The organism is Caulobacter sp. KR2-114 (assembly GCF_049446115.1).
GTDB lineage: Bacteria > Pseudomonadota > Alphaproteobacteria > Caulobacterales > Caulobacteraceae > Acaudatibacter.
Genome location: NZ_JBMSEC010000001.1, coordinates 545,001 through 562,915 on the forward strand (window position 1 = coordinate 545,001; position 17,915 = coordinate 562,915).

The 17,915-nt window shown below is 70.0% G+C and carries 14 protein-coding genes and 1 rRNA gene (1 of these 15 only partly in view); 8 read left to right on the plus strand and 7 right to left on the minus strand.

Features of this window, described 5'->3' with window-relative positions:
* A 16S ribosomal RNA gene (locus ACO2Q3_RS02400) occupies window positions 1–53 on the minus strand (it extends 1,429 nt beyond the left edge of the window).
* Window positions 54–877: 824 nt separating this feature from the next.
* Between ACO2Q3_RS02400 and ACO2Q3_RS02405 the strand changes: the two genes are divergently transcribed.
* Together ACO2Q3_RS02405 and ACO2Q3_RS02410 are read left to right on the plus strand one after the other, a co-directional pair.
* On the plus strand, window positions 878–1,684 hold the full coding sequence (locus tag ACO2Q3_RS02405; RefSeq protein WP_423304800.1) for a phosphotransferase enzyme family protein: 807 nt from the start codon (window positions 878–880) through the stop codon (window positions 1,682–1,684).
* Window positions 1,685–1,754: 70 nt separating this feature from the next.
* On the plus strand, window positions 1,755–2,201 hold the full coding sequence (locus ACO2Q3_RS02410; protein WP_423304801.1) for an RrF2 family transcriptional regulator: 447 nt from the start codon (window positions 1,755–1,757) through the stop codon (window positions 2,199–2,201).
* A gap of 48 nt (window positions 2,202–2,249) precedes the next feature.
* Here the strand turns inward: ACO2Q3_RS02410 and ACO2Q3_RS02415 are convergent, their stop codons facing one another.
* Complete coding sequence (locus tag ACO2Q3_RS02415) at window positions 2,250–2,681, minus strand: CBS domain-containing protein (RefSeq protein ID WP_423304802.1); 432 nt, start codon at window positions 2,679–2,681, stop codon at window positions 2,250–2,252.
* 317 nt (window positions 2,682–2,998) lie between these two features.
* Here ACO2Q3_RS02415 and hfaA point away from each other — a divergent pair, with 317 nt between their 5' ends.
* The 5 genes from hfaA (at window position 2,999) to ACO2Q3_RS02440 (ending at window position 11,652) form a co-directional block, all read left to right on the plus strand.
* Window positions 2,999–3,409: a holdfast anchoring protein HfaA gene (gene hfaA, locus ACO2Q3_RS02420; protein WP_423304803.1), complete on the plus strand. Its 411-nt coding sequence runs from the start codon at window positions 2,999–3,001 to the stop codon at window positions 3,407–3,409.
* A gap of 16 nt (window positions 3,410–3,425) precedes the next feature.
* Complete coding sequence (gene hfaB / locus ACO2Q3_RS02425) at window positions 3,426–4,460, plus strand: holdfast anchoring protein HfaB (RefSeq protein WP_423304804.1); 1,035 nt, start codon at window positions 3,426–3,428, stop codon at window positions 4,458–4,460.
* A complete protein-coding gene (gene hfaD / locus ACO2Q3_RS02430; RefSeq protein WP_423304805.1) occupies window positions 4,378–5,721 on the plus strand; it encodes a holdfast anchor protein HfaD in 1,344 nt (447 codons plus the stop codon). Before hfaB ends, hfaD begins: the two co-directional genes overlap by 83 nt.
* 215 nt (window positions 5,722–5,936) lie before the next feature.
* Window positions 5,937–8,807 carry a M16 family metallopeptidase gene (locus tag ACO2Q3_RS02435; RefSeq protein WP_423304806.1) on the plus strand — a complete coding sequence of 957 codons (2,871 nt, stop codon included), beginning with the start codon at window positions 5,937–5,939 and terminating at the stop codon, window positions 8,805–8,807.
* 88 nt (window positions 8,808–8,895) lie between these two features.
* Entirely contained in the window at window positions 8,896–11,652 is a 2,757-nt protein-coding gene (locus tag ACO2Q3_RS02440) for a tetratricopeptide repeat protein (RefSeq protein ID WP_423304807.1), read from the plus strand.
* A gap of 105 nt (window positions 11,653–11,757) precedes the next feature.
* On the opposite strand, the gene ACO2Q3_RS02445 is transcribed toward ACO2Q3_RS02440, so the two are convergent.
* Window positions 11,758–12,657, minus strand: coding sequence for a hypothetical protein (locus ACO2Q3_RS02445; protein ID WP_423304808.1), 900 nt, complete (start codon window positions 12,655–12,657; stop codon window positions 11,758–11,760).
* A 141-nt stretch (window positions 12,658–12,798) separates the two neighbouring features.
* Here ACO2Q3_RS02445 and ACO2Q3_RS02450 point away from each other — a divergent pair, with 141 nt between their 5' ends.
* Window positions 12,799–13,341 (plus strand): PAS domain-containing protein, encoded by a 543-nt coding sequence (locus tag ACO2Q3_RS02450; RefSeq protein WP_423304809.1) that lies wholly within the window; start codon window positions 12,799–12,801, stop codon window positions 13,339–13,341.
* Window positions 13,342–13,351: 10 nt separating this feature from the next.
* Here the strand turns inward: ACO2Q3_RS02450 and ACO2Q3_RS02455 are convergent, their stop codons facing one another.
* From ACO2Q3_RS02455 to ACO2Q3_RS02470, 4 genes are all read right to left on the minus strand, one after another.
* On the minus strand, window positions 13,352–14,311 hold the full coding sequence (locus tag ACO2Q3_RS02455) for an aldo/keto reductase (RefSeq protein ID WP_423304810.1): 960 nt from the start codon (window positions 14,309–14,311) through the stop codon (window positions 13,352–13,354).
* Between the two features lie 101 nt (window positions 14,312–14,412).
* Window positions 14,413–16,062, minus strand: a complete 1,650-nt coding sequence (locus tag ACO2Q3_RS02460; protein WP_423304812.1) for a choline dehydrogenase — start codon at window positions 16,060–16,062, stop codon at window positions 14,413–14,415.
* A gap of 250 nt (window positions 16,063–16,312) precedes the next feature.
* The gene (locus ACO2Q3_RS02465; protein WP_423304813.1) at window positions 16,313–17,095 is read right to left on the minus strand and encodes an enoyl-CoA hydratase-related protein; all 783 of its coding nucleotides are present in this window, start codon (window positions 17,093–17,095) and stop codon (window positions 16,313–16,315) included.
* A 76-nt stretch (window positions 17,096–17,171) separates the two neighbouring features.
* Entirely contained in the window at window positions 17,172–17,699 is a 528-nt protein-coding gene (locus ACO2Q3_RS02470) for a gamma carbonic anhydrase family protein (protein ID WP_423304814.1), read from the minus strand.
* Window positions 17,700–17,915 lie beyond the last annotated feature (216 nt).

Here is a 17,915-nt window from a genome sequence, read left to right on the forward strand (position 1 = left end):
TATTAGGCCTGCCGCCAGCGTTCGCTCTGAGCCAGGATCAAACTCTCAAGTTGAGTTGACGTTCTGACCGAAATGTCCACCAACCGGGCAGGTCGGTGAACGCGTTCGTTGCGTAGTCTATTGACGAGTTCCCATCTGTCCGTCGCCGCCCGAAGGCTGCAAAGAACAACATGGTATTGTCTTCAAGAGACCGCATTTGTCAGCGTCGAGACAACCTCCGAAGAGGTCATCGCCAGGACGCCGCCGCCTGCGTTTCTCTTTCCAAATCAACGATGTCAAAGACCCGACCGGCTTGCCGGCCCCACCGTTTAGCGCCCGGTGGCGGCGAGGAGCGGCGTATCTAGTCGCCCCGTTTTTCTCTGTCAACCGACTTCCGAACCTTTTTTCGAAGCTTCGATGAAGCTCAAATCCAGGCCGCACGAAGCAGTTCGAGGCCGCCGGGGCGTGCCCCAAAAGTTCGAACCGAGTCGATTGAAGGTGCGGAACCTATTCGAAGCGGCTGGTAATTGTCAAGAGCGTTTCCGCTCTAATTTCCAGTGCTCCGGGGCTCCGCCCCTTCACTCGGTTTGCTCCCTGAAACTCAGCAACCGCTTGTGCCGTAAGGCTTTGGCGGCAGTGGCTTCAGGGCGTCGCCCCGAGCGAGGGGGGCTATCTATCGGCGGCCCCGGGGCAGCGCAACCCCGCCGGTGACGATTTTTGAGACTTTTTCGACGACCGGTGTTCGCCGCCTGCGGCCCGACGCGCTAGAACCTCAAGGCCAGCAAGGGAAACGGCGGCGCCGGCCGCTTCGCCGCGACCTTTTGGTCGGCCGTGGACGGAGCGGCCGCGCGACGCGCTCACCCGCCGTCAGGCCCTTCGCACCGCCTTTGGGGACCCCATGACCGACCCGGACCACGTTGCCGACGACTCGGACGCGCTCGGCGAGCCGCTGGTCGGCGGACTTGAGGACGGACGCGTGTTCCGCGTGGGCGACACGGTGCGAAAGCCGGCTGGCCCCTGGACCGAAACCCTGCACGCGCTGCTGCGCCATCTGCAGGCCAGGGGCTTCCCCTGCCCTCGCCCGCTCGGCCGCGACTCGCGGGGGCGGGAGATGCTCAGCTTCCTGCCGGGCCAGGCGAGCCTGTGGCCCTGGCCGACGGGGCTGCTGGCGACCGACGGCTGCCGCAAGGTGGGCCAGTTGCTGCGCGCCTACCATGAGGCCGTGGCCGACTTCGTCCCGCCGGCGCCCGCCGTCTGGCGGCACGGCCCGCAGGAGCTGCGGCCCGGCGAGATCGTGCTGCACGGCGACTTCGCCCCCTATAACCTGGTCTGGCAGGGCGGCGAGCTGACCGGGGTGATCGACTTCGAGCTGGCCCGGCCGGGGCTCGCCCTGGAAGACGCGGCCTTCGCGGCGATCCGGCTCGGACCACTGCGCCCCGACCAGGCGCTGATGCGCATAGGCTTTCCCGAAGGCCCCGACCGGCGGGCGCGACTGGCGGCGTTCGCGGCCGGCTACGGCTGCGACCTGGCCGACCTCGTCCGCCAGATCCCGCTCACCCAGGCGGCCGAGCTGGCGCGGATCACAGGCTGGGGCGGAGAGGGTCGCGAGCCGTGGGCCACCTTCCTCGCCAGGGGGCTCGACGAGTCGGTGCGGCTGGAAGGCGCGTGGATGGCGACCCATCGATCCGAATGGGCCACGGCCTAGCGGACGAATCGCCCCCGCCACCCTTGCCACGCTTGGACGGGGGTCCATAAAGGGCGGCTCAGGAGGACCCATGCTTTCCAGCAAGGCGCGCTACGCCTTGCGCGCCCTGGTGGAATTGGCGCGCGAGCCGGCCGGACAGATCACCGCGGGCGAGCTGGCCCTGCGCGCCGACGCGCCGCGCAAGTTCCTTGAAGCGATCCTGCTGGAGCTGGCGCGGCGGCGCATCGTGGTCAGCCGGCGCGGCAAGTTCGGGGGCTACTCCCTCGCGCGCGCGCCCGAGTCTATTACCTTCGCCGAAGTGATCCGCGTGCTGGACGGCCCCTTGGCCCTGGCCCCGTGCGTCTCGCGCCTGTCGTTCCGCAAGTGCGACGACTGCCCCGACCTCGCCACCTGTTCGATCCGCGAGGCGCTGCTGCGCGCGCGCGACGCCACCGCCGACGTGCTGGAGGGCTACAGCCTGGCCGAGGCCGCCGCAGGCCGTGGCGGCGAGCTGTTCCACGAGAGCCACGGGGAATAGGCCCGCCCTCCGTCGAGCGGGCCGGGGCCGGCCGGATCTCGACCGGCTCTATCCGGCGGTGATGTAGGCCTTCAGGCCGTCGGCCTCGGCCACCGCCTCGGCGATCTTGGTCTTCACCAGGTCGCCGATCGAGACGATGCCCAACAACCGCCCGTTGCGGCAGACCGGCAGGTGGCGGATGCGCCGGTCGGTCATCCGCTCCATCAGCGCATCCACCGTCTCGTTGGGCTCGGCGAACACCACGTCGCGGGTCATGCAGATCGAGACCGGCTTGCTCAGCCCCGCGGCGCCCTCCTCGGCGACGATGCGGACGATGTCGCGCTCGGAGACGATGCCGACGACGCTGTGCGCCTCGTCGACCACCACCATGGCCCCCACCCTGCGGCTGTGCAGCAGCGCGGCCACCGCCGAGACGGACTCGCCGGGCGAGGCCGTGAACACCAGGTCGCCCTTATCCTTCAAGATCTGGGACACGAGCATCGCGTTGTCCTCCGTTTGCTCCCGTTGAACGAGGTTCGGCCGAAAGCGTCGTCGGATCAATGCGCTAATGCGTGATCGCCGTGTGAGCCGGGCGACTCAACCGGCGATCGGCGGATAGATTCGCGTGGCGGCGTCGCAACCAACCGCGACGTTCTATTGCAAAGCGGTCGCCTTTTAGTGGGGCGAACACCGGTCGGCCTTAACCAATTCAAGAGACCTTTGACGGTAAATCGCCAGGAAATCCTGTCGCGCTGTGTCCGCTTCTGAACGGGCGCCTGCGCGGCAGCGGGTGTCGCGTGAGGGCCGGAGGGGCAAGGATGATCGACAAGGCCAGATGGGCCGTCCTGGTGGCGGTGGCCGCTGTCTCGGGCGCCGCGGCCGACGCCGCCCGCGCCCAGGACATGAACACCAACTCCGCCAGCTTCAACGCCGGCTACGGCCGGGTCGCCGGCCAGGAGAACCATGCGGTCAACGTCGGCATGCGCGACGCCAACGGCAACCTGGTGATCGTCGACGGCCTGATCCTGCACGGCGAGGACCAGTCGACCTTCAGCGCCTCGGGGGCGGTCTCGGGCGCGGTGGACACCTTCTCCGGCGTCGGCGCGAGCAGCTCGGCCAACGCCATCGGCAACAACCTGCAGGTGATCACGCAGGGCAACTACAACACCGTCATCGTCAATTCGGTTCAAACCAACAACGGCAACGTCAGCGCGTCGACGACGCACTGAACGGAGACGAAAAGCAATGTTCTTCCATTCGTTCCTGGCCAAGAAGTCGACGCGGATCGTCGCCATGGCGTCCGCCGCCGCCTCGCTGCTGAGCGCCTGCGCCAGCCCGGTGGCCGGTCCGAGCGGGCTGTACGCCCAGCCCACCGGCAACGCGCCGGTGACGGCCAATCCGACGCCCTATTCGGCGGCGCTGGTGTGCCTGGCCGAGTACGCCCGCAAGAACAACATCAACGCGCCGCGCATCGCCGTCGGCCGCATCGCCGACTACACCGGCAAGGAAGAGTCCGACGGGTCCGGTCGCAAGATCACCCAGGGCGCCTCGCTGATGGAGATGAGCGCGCTGGCCAAGGCCGGTGTGCCGATGGTCGAGCGCTTTGACACCTCGGTCTCCGAGCTGGAGCTGAAGTACGCCAACAACAAGCTGATCTCGGACAACCCGTCGGCCCAGGCCGACATGCCGGCCGAATACCGCCGCATCCTGGCCGGCCAGGTGCCGGGCTCGGACTTCTACATCGCCGGCGGCATCACCGAGCTGAACTTCAACATCCGCTCGTCCGGCCTGGACGCCGGGGCCGGCGGCCTGGGGACCAAGGACCTCAAGGGCGGCCTGTCGGGCCGGGTGTTCATCATGAACGTCGGCCTGGACCTGCGGCTGGTGAATACCCGCACGCTGGAGGTGGTGGACGTCATCTCCTACCAGAAGCAGATCGTCGCCCACGAGGTGAGCGCCAACTTCTTCAAGATCTCGGGCAACACCGCCTTCGACCTGTCGGCCGGCGACGGGGCCCTGGAGCCGCTGCAGCTGGCGGTTCGCGCCGTGCTCGAGCGCGCCACCGTCGAGATGGTGGCCAATCTGTACGGCATGCCCGGCCCGCAGTCCTGCATGCAGGACGACTTCCTCGGCCACGCCGTGACCACCGGAACGACCGGCGCCTTCGTGCCCGCCTACAACAACCTGGAAACGAACAATGCCGCGACCCGTGAAGATCCTGCGCGTTGGCACTCTGGCCGCGATCCCGATGTGGCTCCTGTTCGCCGGGACCGCTACTAGCCAGACCGCGCCGGCCAGCAGCGTCGACAACACCCAGGTCCAGTCCGGCGACATCTTTTCGAGCGGCGCGCTGAACGTGGTGACCGCTTCGGACGCCACGAGCGTGGTCACGTCGTCGGGCAACACGCTCACCGGCTCGGTGGACAATGGCGGCAACCTGGCGCTGCATTCCAGCCAGACCACCAATGGCGCGGGCGATCCGAACACCACCCCGCCGCACCCGAACCAGGTCGACGCCGTCAGCACGATGTCGGTGGCCGCGGGCGCCTCTGTGGGCGGGATCACCAGCACCACGGCCGCCACGGGCAACTCGCTGGATTCCGGCATCACCCAGGGCGCCACGCTGAGCGCGACGGTGACCCAGGCCGCCAGCGGCGCGCCGGTCCACGCTGAAAGCAACATCGACGGCAGCAGCGACGGGGTCGCCACCAACGTGTCGCAGGCGACCCAGGCGATCACCAATTCGGCCGGCTTCGGCGCGACCGACTCGACGATCAGCGCCACGGTCACCCAGACCAGCTCGGCCACCGCGCGCAGCGACGCCGAGACCGACTACACCTATGTGGGCAACAACGGCGACGCCAACACCTCCAGCGTGGCGGCCCTGTCCAGCGCGGCGGTCGGCAACAACGTCACCTCGGTGGGCGTCGGAAACTCCGCGCAGACCCTGAACGTGAACCAGAGCCAGACCGACGGCACGGTTCAGGGCACGCAGTTCGCGTACATGGGCTCCAGCCAGGAGAGCAGCGTCAGCGCCACGGCGACCGCCAACAACTTCAACGCCACCAACGAACAGGGCGCGTTCAACGTCACCACCGCCCAGACCAACGACGCCTATGTGCATGCGCAGAGCGTTGAATCGTCTTACGAATTCGGTGGGGCGAGCGTCTCGGCCTACGGCGTGGGCAACTCCACCTACGCCGGCAACTCCGGGGCCGGCATCACGCTGGACAACACGCAGGTGAACGGGACGGGCGGCGTGCAGTCCGAGGCCAGCTTCACCGGCGTCTCCGGCTACGACGCCGCCGTCGCCTCGACGGCCATGGGCAATGCGGCCACGGGCTTCTCCTGCGCCTCGTGCGGCGGCGGCATGACCATCCGCAACAGCCAGACCAACCTCGGCGACATCTCGTCGACGGCCAGCACGACGATCAACAGCGACCCGGCCAACGGCGTGTCGGGCATCGGCCGTTCGGTCAGCGCCATCTCCACCGCGGTCGGCAACAACGCCACCTTCTACGTGACCCAGCCGAACCACTGACCGGCATGGTCCGCGCAGAGCCCTGTCGCCGCCGCGAGCCGCCCGCTCCGGCGGCGATTGCGTCCGTGGCGGGGCGCCGGCGGCTTTGCGACGCCCCCGTAACGGCCTGCGGCGGCATGCGGCCTTGAAGAGGCCGCACGCGCCTGTGCATCTTCCCCGCTGTTGGGGACGGACTTTCTAGGTAGAGACGAATACACATGGTTCGAATTTCCCGCGTGGCGGCCCCCCTCATCGTCGCCCTGGGGATCAGCGCCACGGCGCTGACGGGCGCGAGCGCGCTGGGGCTGCCGATGCTCGGCAAGCCGGCCGCGACGGCGCAGGGCACGGAACCCGAACTGAAGCTGAAGCCCGGCGAGTGGCCGCAGGCGCATTCCGACCTCAAGCCGGACCCGTCGATCCGCTTCGGCGCCCTGCCCAACGGCATGCGCTACGCCATCATGCGCAACGCCACGCCCGCCGGACAGGCGTCGCTGCGGCTGCGCATCGACGCCGGCTCGCTGGAGGAGACCGACGACCAGCAGGGCCTGGCCCACTTCCTCGAGCACATGGCGTTCCGCGGCTCGAAGGGCGTGCCGGACGGCGAGATGATCAAGATCCTGGAGCGGCACGGCCTGGCCTTCGGGGCCGACACCAACGCCCAGACCGACTTCGACGACACCATCTACAAGCTCGACCTGCCGACCACAGACAGCGACACAGTGGACACCTCGCTGATGCTGCTGCGCGAGGTGGCGGGCAACCTCACCCTGAACCAGGACGCCATCAACCAGGAGCGCGGCGTGATCCTGTCGGAGGAGCGGCTGCGCGACACGCCGTTCTACCGCATCTTCAAGGACCGCCTGGCCTTCCTGATGCCGGGCCAGCGCCCGCCCGAGCGCTTCCCGATCGGCAAGGTCGAGGTGATCCAGAACGCCAAGCGCGAACAGCTGGCCGACTTCTACGGCAAGTACTATCGCCCCGAGCGGGCGACCCTGATCGCGGTCGGCGACTTCGACGTCGACGCGATGGAGGCCCTGATCAAGGCCAAGTTCGGCGACTGGCAGGGCCAGGGGCCGGCCGGGGCCGATCCCGACCTGGGCCGCGTGGCCCGCCGCGGCCTGCAGACCAGCCTGTCGGTGCAGCAGGGCGGCCCCACCACCGTGCAGATGGACTGGATGACCCCGCCGGACCTCGGTCCCGACGACACCGCCCAGCGCCGGCGCGACCTGGTCGAGCGGCTGGGCTTCGAGGTGCTGAACCGGCGCCTAGCGACCCTGGCCCGGGGCGACAAGCCGCCCTTCATCAGCGCCGTCGGCTTCCGCGCCGACGAGTTCCGCGCCGCCCGCACCACCGTGATCTCGCTGACCGCCGAGCCCGACGCCTGGCAGGACGCCCTGTCCACCGCCGAGCAGGAGCAGCGCCGGCTGGTGAAGTTCGGCGTGCGCCAGGACGAACTCGCGCGCGAGATCGCCGAGGATGAAGCCTCGCTGAAGTCCGCCGCCGCCGAGGCCTCCACCCGGGTCACGCCCCGGCTGGCCGACGAGATCGCCTCCACCACCGGCCAGAAGGACGTACAGACCAGCCCGGCCGACGACCTGGCCTTCTTCGAGGCGGCGACCAAGGACCTGACCGCCGAACAGGTCAGCGCCGCCGTGCGGCAGGCGTTCGAGGGCTCCGGCCCGCTGATCTCCGTGTCCTCGCCCACCGGCCTCGACGGCGGCCAGCAGGCGATCCAGACCGCCTACAACACCGCCCGGGGCAAGGACGTGACCGCGCCGGTCGCCCAGGCCGCCGTCAGCTGGCCCTACGCCGACTTCGGACCGGCCGGAAAGGTCGCCGAGCAGCGCGAGGTGGCCGATCTCGACACGGTGTTCGTCCGCTTCGAGAACGGCGTGCGGCTGACCGTGAAGCCGACCAAGTTCCGCGACGACCAGGTGCTGGTGAAGGTGCGCATCGGCTCCGGCCGCCAGGCGCTGCCCCCCAGCCGCCAGAGCATGGCCTGGGCCGGCTACGCCTTCATCGAGGGCGGCCTGAAGAAGATCAGCGCCAACGACACCGAGCGCGTGTTCGCCTCGGCCGTCTACGGCGCCAACTACGGCCTGGAGGACGACGCCAACGTGCTGTCGGGCGTCACCCGGCGCGCGGACCTCGACACCCAGATGCAGGTGCTGGCGGCCTACGCCTCCGAGCCCGGCTGGCGGCCCGAGGCGCTGCAGCGCATGAAGACCTACACCGCCACCCTGCTGGACCAGTACGGCGCGACGGATTCGGGCGTGCTGGGCCGTGACCTGGCCGGGCTGATGCACGCCGGCGACCGTCGCTGGACCTTCCCCAGCCGCGAGGACATCACCTCCGCCGACCTCGACGCGCTGAAGGCGCAGATGGCCCAGGTGACCACGGGTCCGATCGAGGTGGTGGTGGTGGGAGACATCACCGTGGACAAGGCGATCGCCGCGGTGGCCGCCACCTTCGGCGCCCTGCCGCCGCGCACCGCGGGCCCCGCCCCCACGGTGACCCCGGTGAACTTCCCGACGCCCAACACCCAGCCGATCGTGCTGACCCACCGCGGCCGGGCCGACCAGGCGCTGGGCTACGCCGCCTGGCGCACCAACGACTTCTTCGCCGACCCGCAGGGCGCGCGGAACGTCTCGATCCTGGGCGAGGTGATGCAGCTGCGGTTGCTGGACACCTTCCGCAAGGAACAGAGCGTCACCTATTCGCCGCAGGTGGGCTATTCCTCCAGCTTCACCTGGCCGGGCTGGGGCTACGTCAGCGCCAGCGTCGAGGTGCCGCCGGCCAAGCTGCCGGACTTCTTCGCCAACGTGAACCGCATCGCCGCCGACCTGCGCGACCATCCGATCACCGCGGACGAGCTGGAGCGGGCCAAGAAGCCACGCATCGAGGAGGCCGAGAAGTCGCGCGAGACCAACGGCTACTGGATCTCGGCCCTGTCGGGGGCGCAGACCGATCCGCGCCGCCTGGACGCGATCCGCTCGGAACTGCCGAACATGGAGCGGATCACCATCTCGGACGTGCAGAAGACCGCGCAGCGCTATCTGCGCGACGACGCCCAGTGGAAGCTCGAGGTGACCCCGGCCGGCTCCTGAGGAATCGGCGCGTGGCGCCGCACGATCCGTTGCGGCGCCGGGGGTTTTGGAGTTTGCTCAAGGCCGTGAGGCAACGGGCGCCGCGGCGATGAACCTCGTCTTCTACACCCTGGTCGCCGGGGCCATCGGGGCCGGCCAGCACAACCTGGATGCGGCCCGCGCGGCGGAGAAGGCCGGGCAGTACGACAACGCCCTGCCGCTGATCGAATCGGCCCTCGCCTCGTCCGATCTCACCGCGGCGCAGCGGGCCGATGCGCTGGTGCTGCGCGCCCAGGCGCAGAAGGCCCTGGGCCGGCCGGACGCCGCCCTCGCGGACTACGACCGCGCCGTCGCGGCCGATCCCACATCCGGCGACGCCCTGATCGCCCGCGGGCTGTTCCACGACGAGCGGGGCGAGACCGACGCCGCCCTGTCCGACCTCGACGCGGCCGTGGCCAAGGCCCCGCAGGACGAGTACGCCCACTTCGACCGCGCCGTGGCGCTGAGCCACAAGCTGCGCTTCGACGCCGCCATCGCCGAGTTCGGCCGGGCCATCGCCCTCAACCCGGACGATCCCGACGCCCATCTGCAGCGCGGCGTGGCGCTGGTGTTGACCAATGATCTCGACGGCGCCATCGCCGACTTCACCAAGGCCCTGGCGCTGGCGCCCGACAACGCCGACGCCTGGTACCAGCGCGGCTATGCGCGCCGCCTGAAGGGCGACTACGCCGGCGGCCTGGCCGACCAGGACCAGGCCATCGCCCGCCGCCCCAACTACGCCGACGCCCTGCTGGACCGGGGGGTGGACAAGCTGCGGCTGGGACGGCTGGACGACGCCCTGCCCGACTACGACGCCGCCATACGCCTGCAGCCGGACGATCCCACGGCCTACGCCGAGCGGGGGCTGCTGTACGCCGCCAAGGGCGACGCGGCGGCGGCCATCGCCAACTACGACGCCGCCCTGCGCCTGCGGCCGGCCGACGCCAGCGCCCTGCAGCTGCGCGGCCGCGCGCGGACGCACCTGAAGGACTGGGCCGGCGCCCTGGCCGACTTCGAGGCGGCGGCGAAGGCCGATCCCAAGGACGCCTATACGCCGCTCTATCGTGGCGAGGCGCTGGAGGCGAAGGGCGATCGCGACGCCGCCGCGGCCGCCTTCGCCGAGGCGCTGCGGCTGGACCCGCAGCTACGCGACGCCCTGATCGACCGCGCCCAGGTGTTCTCGGACCTGGGCCGCTTCGACGACGCCCAGAACGACTTCTCGGCCGCCCTGAAGCTGCAGCCGGACGACGAGATCACCCTGGTCAACCGCGGCCTGATGTTCGACGCCAAGGGCGACCGCCTCTCGGCCATCGCCGACTACAGCGCCGCCCTGAAACTGAACCCCAAGAACGCCGTCACCTGGCTGAACCGCGCCGTCGCCTGGGCCGGGCTCGGCAAGCTCGACAAGGCGCTGGCCGACTACGACCAGTCCATCCGGCTGGACGGCAAGGACGGCCTGGCGTTCCGCAACCGGGGCCTGGCCAGGGCGGCCAAGGGCGACAAGGCCGGCGGCCTGGCGGACCTCACGGCCGCCATCGCGCTCAGCCCGGACGCGGCGGCCGCACGGCTCGACCGCGGCAGCATCCGGCTCGAGGCGGGCGACACCGACGGCGCCGTGGCCGACTTTTCCGAGGCGATCCGCCTGGAGCCCGACAATGCCGACGCCTGGGTCGACCGCGGCATCGCCTGGCAGCGCAAGGGCGAGTGGCAGAAGTCGATCGACGATTTCTCCGAGGCGATCCATCGTCGGGGCCAGTTCGCCGCCGCCCACCTGCGCCGCGCCTGGTCGCGCCGCGAGCTTCGCCACCCGGACGAGGCGATCGTCGACTACGACAAGGCGCTGGCCATCGATCCGAAGCTCGGCGAGGCGCTCGACGGACGGGGCGAGGCGCGCATCGAGACCGGCGATCTGGCCGGCGCCCTGCCGGACTTCGACGCCGCCATTCGCCTCAACCCCAAGGACTCCCAGGCCTATGTGGACCGGGCCCAGGCCGAGGCTCGCCTGGGCCACCCGGACAACGCGCTGGCCGACCTGACCACGGCGCTCGGCCTCGCGCCGGACTACGCCTTCGGCTACGCCATGCGGGGGGCGGTCTACCGCGAGCGGGGCGACTACGCCCACGCCGTCGACGACTACGACCGGGCGGTGAAGATCAAGCCGCGCGAGGCCGACTACCGGGTGTGGCGGGGCCTTGCCTATTCGTACAAGGGCGATCAGTCGCACGCCCTGGCCGACTTCAACGCCGCCATCGGCCTCAACGCCAACGACGCCGAGGCCTATGCCGACCGCGCCTCGGTAGAGCTCGGCCGCGGGGCGGTCGACGCCGCCCTGGCGGACTACGGCTCGTCGCTGCGGCTGAACCCGTCCGACGCCTCCAGCTACTTCGGCCGCGGAGCGACCTATTTCGTGATGGGGGCGTACGACCGCGCGGCCGGCGACTTCGACCAGGCGCTGGCGCTGGACCCCAGCCAGTCCTACGCGGTGCTGTGGCGGCGGATCAGCCACGCGCGGGGCGCCACGGCCGACCCGGCGGCCCTGGCCCGGCAGGCGGGCGGCGTCGACCTGAACGCCTGGCCCGGGCCGATGGTCAGCTACTACCTGGGCAAGATCCCCGAGGACGCCGCGGTGGGGGCCGCCGCCAAGGCCGAGGCCAGCGACGCGCGCAGCGAGTCCTGCGAGGCCAGCTTCTACCTGGGCGAGGACCGGCTGACCAAGGGCCAGGGGGACGCCGCCCGGCCGTTGTTGCAGGCGGCGGTCAAGGCCTGCCCCAGCGCCTTCTTCGAGGCGGCGGCGGCCCGCGCCGAGCTGAAGCGGATGTCGAAATAGACCACGTCCGGGGCGCCAGAACGGAAGAAGGGGGCGCTCCCCCCCGGAAGCGCCCCCTTCAAAGCGAACAGCCCGCAGGCGTTCGCTAACCCGGCACGGCGAATGTCAGTAGGCGATGCCGCCGACCCCGCCGTCAAGGCTCATCCCGACCGCGGCCGCAGAAGACGTGCTTTCTTCGCGGTAGGCCGTGTAGCGCTCTGTGTACCAGATCGTCAGCACCTTGATCCCGGCGCCGAAACGCCGCAGGAGCGAGCGCTCGTTGCAGTCGCGGGCCGGCTTCTGCGGACGGCACACCAGCGAGCCGCCATGGCCGCCCGCCGCCCCGGCGCCGGCCGGACCGCCCGGCACGTGATACAGGGCTTCGCCCTTCTGGCAGGTGATGGTCTGGCCGCCCTCGAAGGAGACCTTCTCCCGCCACTCGGCGACGGTGATCTGCATGTGCGCGCCGGCGATGCAGCGGTACAGCTCGCCGTCGTAGGCGTCGTCGATGTCGCGATCGGGCGAGACCTGCGAGGCCGGGTGCGGCACTTCCTTGTCGTCGAAGCAGAAGGCCTGGATCACCACCTTCTTGAACATCGAGCGGGTGGCCTCGTAGGCCGTGCGCTTGACGCCGCCCTCAACGTTCAGCCCGTTGATCAGGCCCGTGGCCCCTGGCGCGGCGTAGCCGCCGCCTCCCCCGCTCCCACTGTAGAACACCGTGCTTCCCGCGCCGGCGCCGGCGACGGCCCCCGCGCTGGCGCTGGCCTGCACGTTCACCGACACCGACGGGGCCACGTAGACGTTCACGCCGGGAATGTTGACGTTATGGCCCGGCGTGCAGCACGGCGGGCTGACCGGCGGCGGCGACGGTGGCGCGCAGCAGGGCGGCGGGGTGTTGCAGTTGCAGGACGGCGGCGTCGGCGGCGAGCAGCAGTTGCCCGCCACGGCCTTGGACGGCGCCAGGCCCGCCAGCAGCCAGAACGCGCAGCCGGCGATGATCGCCATCAGAATGGTCTTGCCGGACATGGGTCGGCTCCTTCGCATTCACCACGACCAGCCGCGCCGCGCCCCCCGGGAGTGTCCCGATCTGGGGCGCCGCGCGCCTGGCATGCGCCTTCCCTGCAACCCTCATGCGGCCGCGATGGGCCGAGGGCGTGGGACGACGTCATGTTCCATTCCAACACGGAACTGTTGATAGACTATTGGCGTGCGCGGCGCGGAGACCTGCCGCTGCCCCCCCGTACGGCTATCGACCCCGCCGATTTCGCGCACCTGCTGCCGCAGACCTTCATCCTGGGTCGGACGGCGTCCGGCGTTTACCCTGTGCGCCTGGCCGGGGAGTTCGTCGTCGACGTGCACGGCCGCGGCCTGCGCGGCGAGAACGTGCTGAACCTGTGGACCCGGCTGCACCGGATCGAGCTGCACACCGCCCTGGAGAGCGTGCTGCGCGATCCCGAGCCGCTGGTGGTCAGCGCCGACGCGCGCACCGACGAGGGCCTGACCGCGCGCTTCGAGGTGCTGTTCGCGCCGCTGACCGGCGCCAGCGGCCTGCCCGACCGCTTCATCGGCCTCTATCAGCCGACGTCGGCCACCCACCGGCTGCGCAACCGCCCGGTGCGCGACCTGCTGATCCGCGCCGTCGGCGGCGCCGACCTGCGGGTGACGCCCCGGCTGCGGCTGGCCGCGCTGGACGGCCGCCGCATCGCCTGACGGCGGTCTCCTATTCGGCCGGGACCGGCGCGGGCGCGCTGGCGGCTTCGAGGGCGGAGACGGCCGAGGCGTCGAGCTTCAGGCTGGCCGCCTTCATCAAGTCCTGCAGCTGGTCCACGGAGGTGGCGCTGGCGATCGGCGCGGTGACCTTGGTCATCAACCAGGCCAGGGCGACCTGGGCCGGCGTCGCCGACAGGCCGGCGGCGACCTCGTCGAGGGCGCCCAGGATCCGCAGGCCACGCTCGTCGAGGTACTTCTTGGCGCCGCGGCCGCGCTGGCTCTTGGCCAGGTCCGCCTCGGACCGGTACTTGCCGGTCAGGAAGCCGCTGGCCAGGCCGTAGTACGGGATCACGCTGACCTGCTCCTCGCGGCACGCGGCGGCCAGGCCATCCTCGAAGGCGGCGCGGTCATAGAGGTTGTACAGCGGCTGCAGCGTCTCGTAGCGCGGCCAGCCGTGGGCGGCGGCCGTGGCGTTGGCCGACTGCAGGCGGGCGGCGTCGAAGTTGGAGGCGCCGATGATCCGCACCTTGCCCGCGGCCACCAGCCGCGAATAGGCCTCCATCGTCTCGTCCTGCGGCGTCTGCGGGTCGTCGGCATGCGACTGGTAGAGGTCGATCACGTCGGTCTGCAGCCGGCGCAGGGAATCCTCCACCGCCTCGACCATCCACTTGGCCGAGAGGCCCTTCTTGCCCTCGCCCATTTCCATGCCGAACTTGGTGGCGATCACCACCTTGTCGCGCTTGCCGGAGCGCTTCAGCCAGGCGCCGATCACCGTCTCCGAGGCGCCGCCGCCGGCGGGGCTCCAGCGGGCGTAGACGTCGGCGGTGTCGATGGCGTTGAAGCCGGCGTCGACGAAGGCGTCCAGCACGGCGAACGAGGTCGCCTCGTCGGCGGTCCAGCCGAACACGTTGCCACCCAGCATCAGCGGGGCGATGGCGATGTCCGAGCGGCCGAGTTTGCGATGTTCCATGGGTCTCTCCCTCGCAGCGTTTTCCGGGGCCTTATAGACCCCGGATCGCGGACGCGCGGCAGAGAAATCCTGGAAGTCGGCCCCGTACGAAGGCCTCGCGCTCAGGCCGCGGCGTGGTCGAACACCGCCACGTCCAGCGGCGCCGGCGCGGCCTTGCCCAGGATCATGTCGGCGGCCTTCTCGGCGATCATGATGGTCGGCGCGTTGGTGTTGCCGCCCACCAGGGTCGGCATCACCGAGGCGTCGATCACCCGCAGGCCGGCGATGCCCTGCACCTTCAGCTCGCCGTCGACCACCGCCAGGGCGTCGCCCGCCACGCCCATGCGGCAGGTGCCGACCGGATGGTAGATGGTCTCGGCGCTGCGGCGGATCCAGGCGTCGATGTCCTCGTCCGAGTTCACCGCCGTCCCCGGCGCGACCTCGTCGCCGCGGATCGCCTTCAGCGCCTTCTGGCCGGAGACCTCGCGGGTCATCTTCACCCCCTCGCGCAGCGCGCGGCGGTCCTCCTCGGTGGCCAGGTAGTTGGCGAAGATCGCCGGATCGGCGAACGGGTCGGCCGAGTGCAGGCCGATGGTCCCGCGGCTTTCCGGGCGCAGCTGGCAGACGTGCACCGAGAAGCCGTCCTTCTCGACCACGTCCTTGCCGTGGTTCTTCATGATCGCCAGCACGCAGTGCAGCTGCAGGTCCGGCCGGTCGAGGTCCGGGCGCGACTTCAGGAAGGCGCCGGCCTCCAGGAAGTTCTGCCGGCCGAAGCCCTGGTTGAACAGCATGTAGTTCAGGCCGGTCAGCAGGCGGTTGACGCCCTTGTTGTAGCCGTAGGCGGTCTTGATGCCGGGGGTCTCCCACGACAGGATCACGTCCAGGTGGTCCTGCAGGTTCTTGCCCACGCCCTTGGACTCGTGGACCGTCTTGATGCCCACCTTGTTCAGCTCGTCGCCGTCGCCGATGCCCGACAGCTGCAGGATGTGCGGCGACTGCACCGCGCCGGCCGCCAGCAGCACCTCGCCGTCGCAGTGGACGGTGTGGGTCTCGCCGTCCTGTACGAACACCACGCCCACCGCGCGGCCCTTTTCCACCAGGATCTTGGTGGTGCGCGCGCCGATCGCCGAGATCAGGTTCTTGCGGGTGACCACCGGGCGCAGGTAGGCGGCGGCCGCGCTCCAGCGCTGGCCGTCCTTGATGGTCAGCTGGTACGGCCCGAAGCCCTCCTGCTGGTAGCCGTTGAAGTCGGGCGTGGTCAGATAGCCCGCCTCGGCCCCCGCCTTGATGAAGCTGGAATAGATCGGGCTGGGCGAGGAGGCCTTGGAGATGTGGAGCGGCCCGTCGGCGCCGTGATAGTCGTCGCCGCCGCCTTCCAGCGACTCCGCGCGCTTGAAGTACGGCAGGACGTCGGCGTAGCCCCAGCCCGACAGGCCCATCTGCCGCCACTGGTCGTAGTCGCGGGCGTGGCCGCGGATGTAGATCATGCCGTTGATCGAGGACGAGCCGCCCCAGCCCTTGCCGCGCGGCCACCACAGCTTGCGGTTCTCCAGCTGCGGCTCCGGCTCGGTCCAGAAGCCCCAGTTGTAGTCGCCCTTGGCCTGGATCAGGCCGCCGACGCCGGCCGGCATCTTCACCAGGATCGAGTTGTCCTTGCCGCCGGCTTCCAGCAGCAGCACCTTGGTCGAGGGATCGGCCGACAGCCGGTTGGCCAGCACGCACCCGGCCGAGCCGGCGCCGATGATGATGTAGTCGTAGCGTTCGGCGGCCATGCGGCGTGCTCCTGCGGGAAATCGATCACGAAAGTGACGGCCGCGTCATCTTACGAACCGCGGCCGGCGTCAACTCCGAGGCTGTATAGCCGGCCCCGGCGCCCGGCTGGAGCCCCCATCCCCGGCTTCGCCGGTACTTCCCCCAGAGGGGGAAGAGAGACCGCGCTTCAGCCAAAGCATCCGTTCTCTTCCCCCTCTGGGGGAAGTACGGCCGAAGGCCGGGATGGGGGCTCCAGCTGGGCGCCGTCCCCTACCGCCCCTTCCATTGCGGCGCGCGCTTCTGGGCGAACGCCATCGGGCCTTCCTTGAAGTCCTCGGAGCGGAACAGGGCGGCGATGGCCGGATACTTGTTCTGGCCGGTGATCGCCGCTTCCAGCGACGGCTCGTCCAGGCCGCGCATCACCGCCTGCTTGGAGGCGCGGATCGACATCGGCGACAGCTCGCCGATGGTGGCGGCCCAGCGGCGGGCGGCGGTCATCAGCTCGGCGGCCGGGACCACCTCGTTGACGAAGCCCAGGTCCTCGCCCTCCTTGGCCGACACCCGCCGGCCGGTGAGGATCATGCCCATGGCGCGCTTGACGCCGATCGCCCGCGGCAGCCGGTGCAGGCCGCCGGCCAGGGCGGCCAGACCCACGCGCGGTTCGGGCAGGGCGAACACCGCCCCCTCGGCCGCGATGATGATGTCGCAGGCCAGCGCGATCTCGAAGCCGCCGCCCATGGCCACGCCGTTCACCGCCGCGATCAGCGGCTTGTCGAGGTCGAAGCGCGAGGTGAGGCCTGCGAAGCCCGACTTCGGGCTGGCCATGCCGCCGCCGCCGGCCTGGTGCTTCAGGTCGTTGCCGGCCGAGAACGCCCGCTCGCCCGCGCCGGTGATGATGCCCACCCACTGGTCGGGGTCGGCGGCGAAGGCGTTCAGCGCCTCGTCCATCTCGAAGTGCGCCGGCGAGTGCAGGGCGTTCATCACGTCCGGGCGGTTCAGGGTGATGACCGTCACCGGCCCTTCGCGGTCAACCTTGATGAACTCGTAGGCCATGGACGGCTCCCTTCGTCTGTTGTCTGGCCGGGTTGTGCTCCGGCTGACGCCCCGGAAATCAAACCGTCCGCAGGGCTCAGGCCGGCGCGAGCCCCGCCTTGAACCGCTTCCAGTTGTGCACGTAGCTGGCCGAGCCCAGCGCCATGCGCGACGCCTGTTCCGGCGACAGCTCACGCACCACCCGGCCGGGCGAGCCCAGCACCATGGAATTGTCGGGGATCTCCTTGCCCTCGCCGATCAGGCTGTTGGCGCCGATCAGGCAGTTCTTCCCGATCTTCGCCCCGTTCAGGATGATCGAGCCGATGCCCACCAGGGTTCCATCGCCGATGGTGCAGCCGTGCAGCATCACCATGTGACCAACCGTCACGTTCGCGCCGATGGTCAGCGGCGAGCCGTGGTCGGTGTGAAGAACACTATTGTCCTGGACGTTGGAATTCTCGCCGACGGTGATCGGATCGTTGTCTCCGCGCAGCACGGCGCCGAACCATACACTCGCATTCTTCTTCAGGATTACATTACCCATCACCATCGCATTCGGCGCGATCCAGTATTCATCGTCCGCCGGCAGCGTGGGACCCAGGTCGCCCAACTTGTAAGCATTCATCAGCACACCCCTTATTCTTGGAACCTGGCCCTTGATTAATCGTTCAGAAACCAAGTTAGGATCATAGTAGTCGGGCGATTCGAAGGGAGGGCAGCCTTTCTTCGTCTCCCGCCACGGGCGTCCCGTCCGTGGTCTCCTCGTGAACGGAGATCTGGGTGTCGCGTAAAGTCCCAGGGCGGCCGGAGGGGCCGCCTCAGATCCGGGAATGCGGTCCTC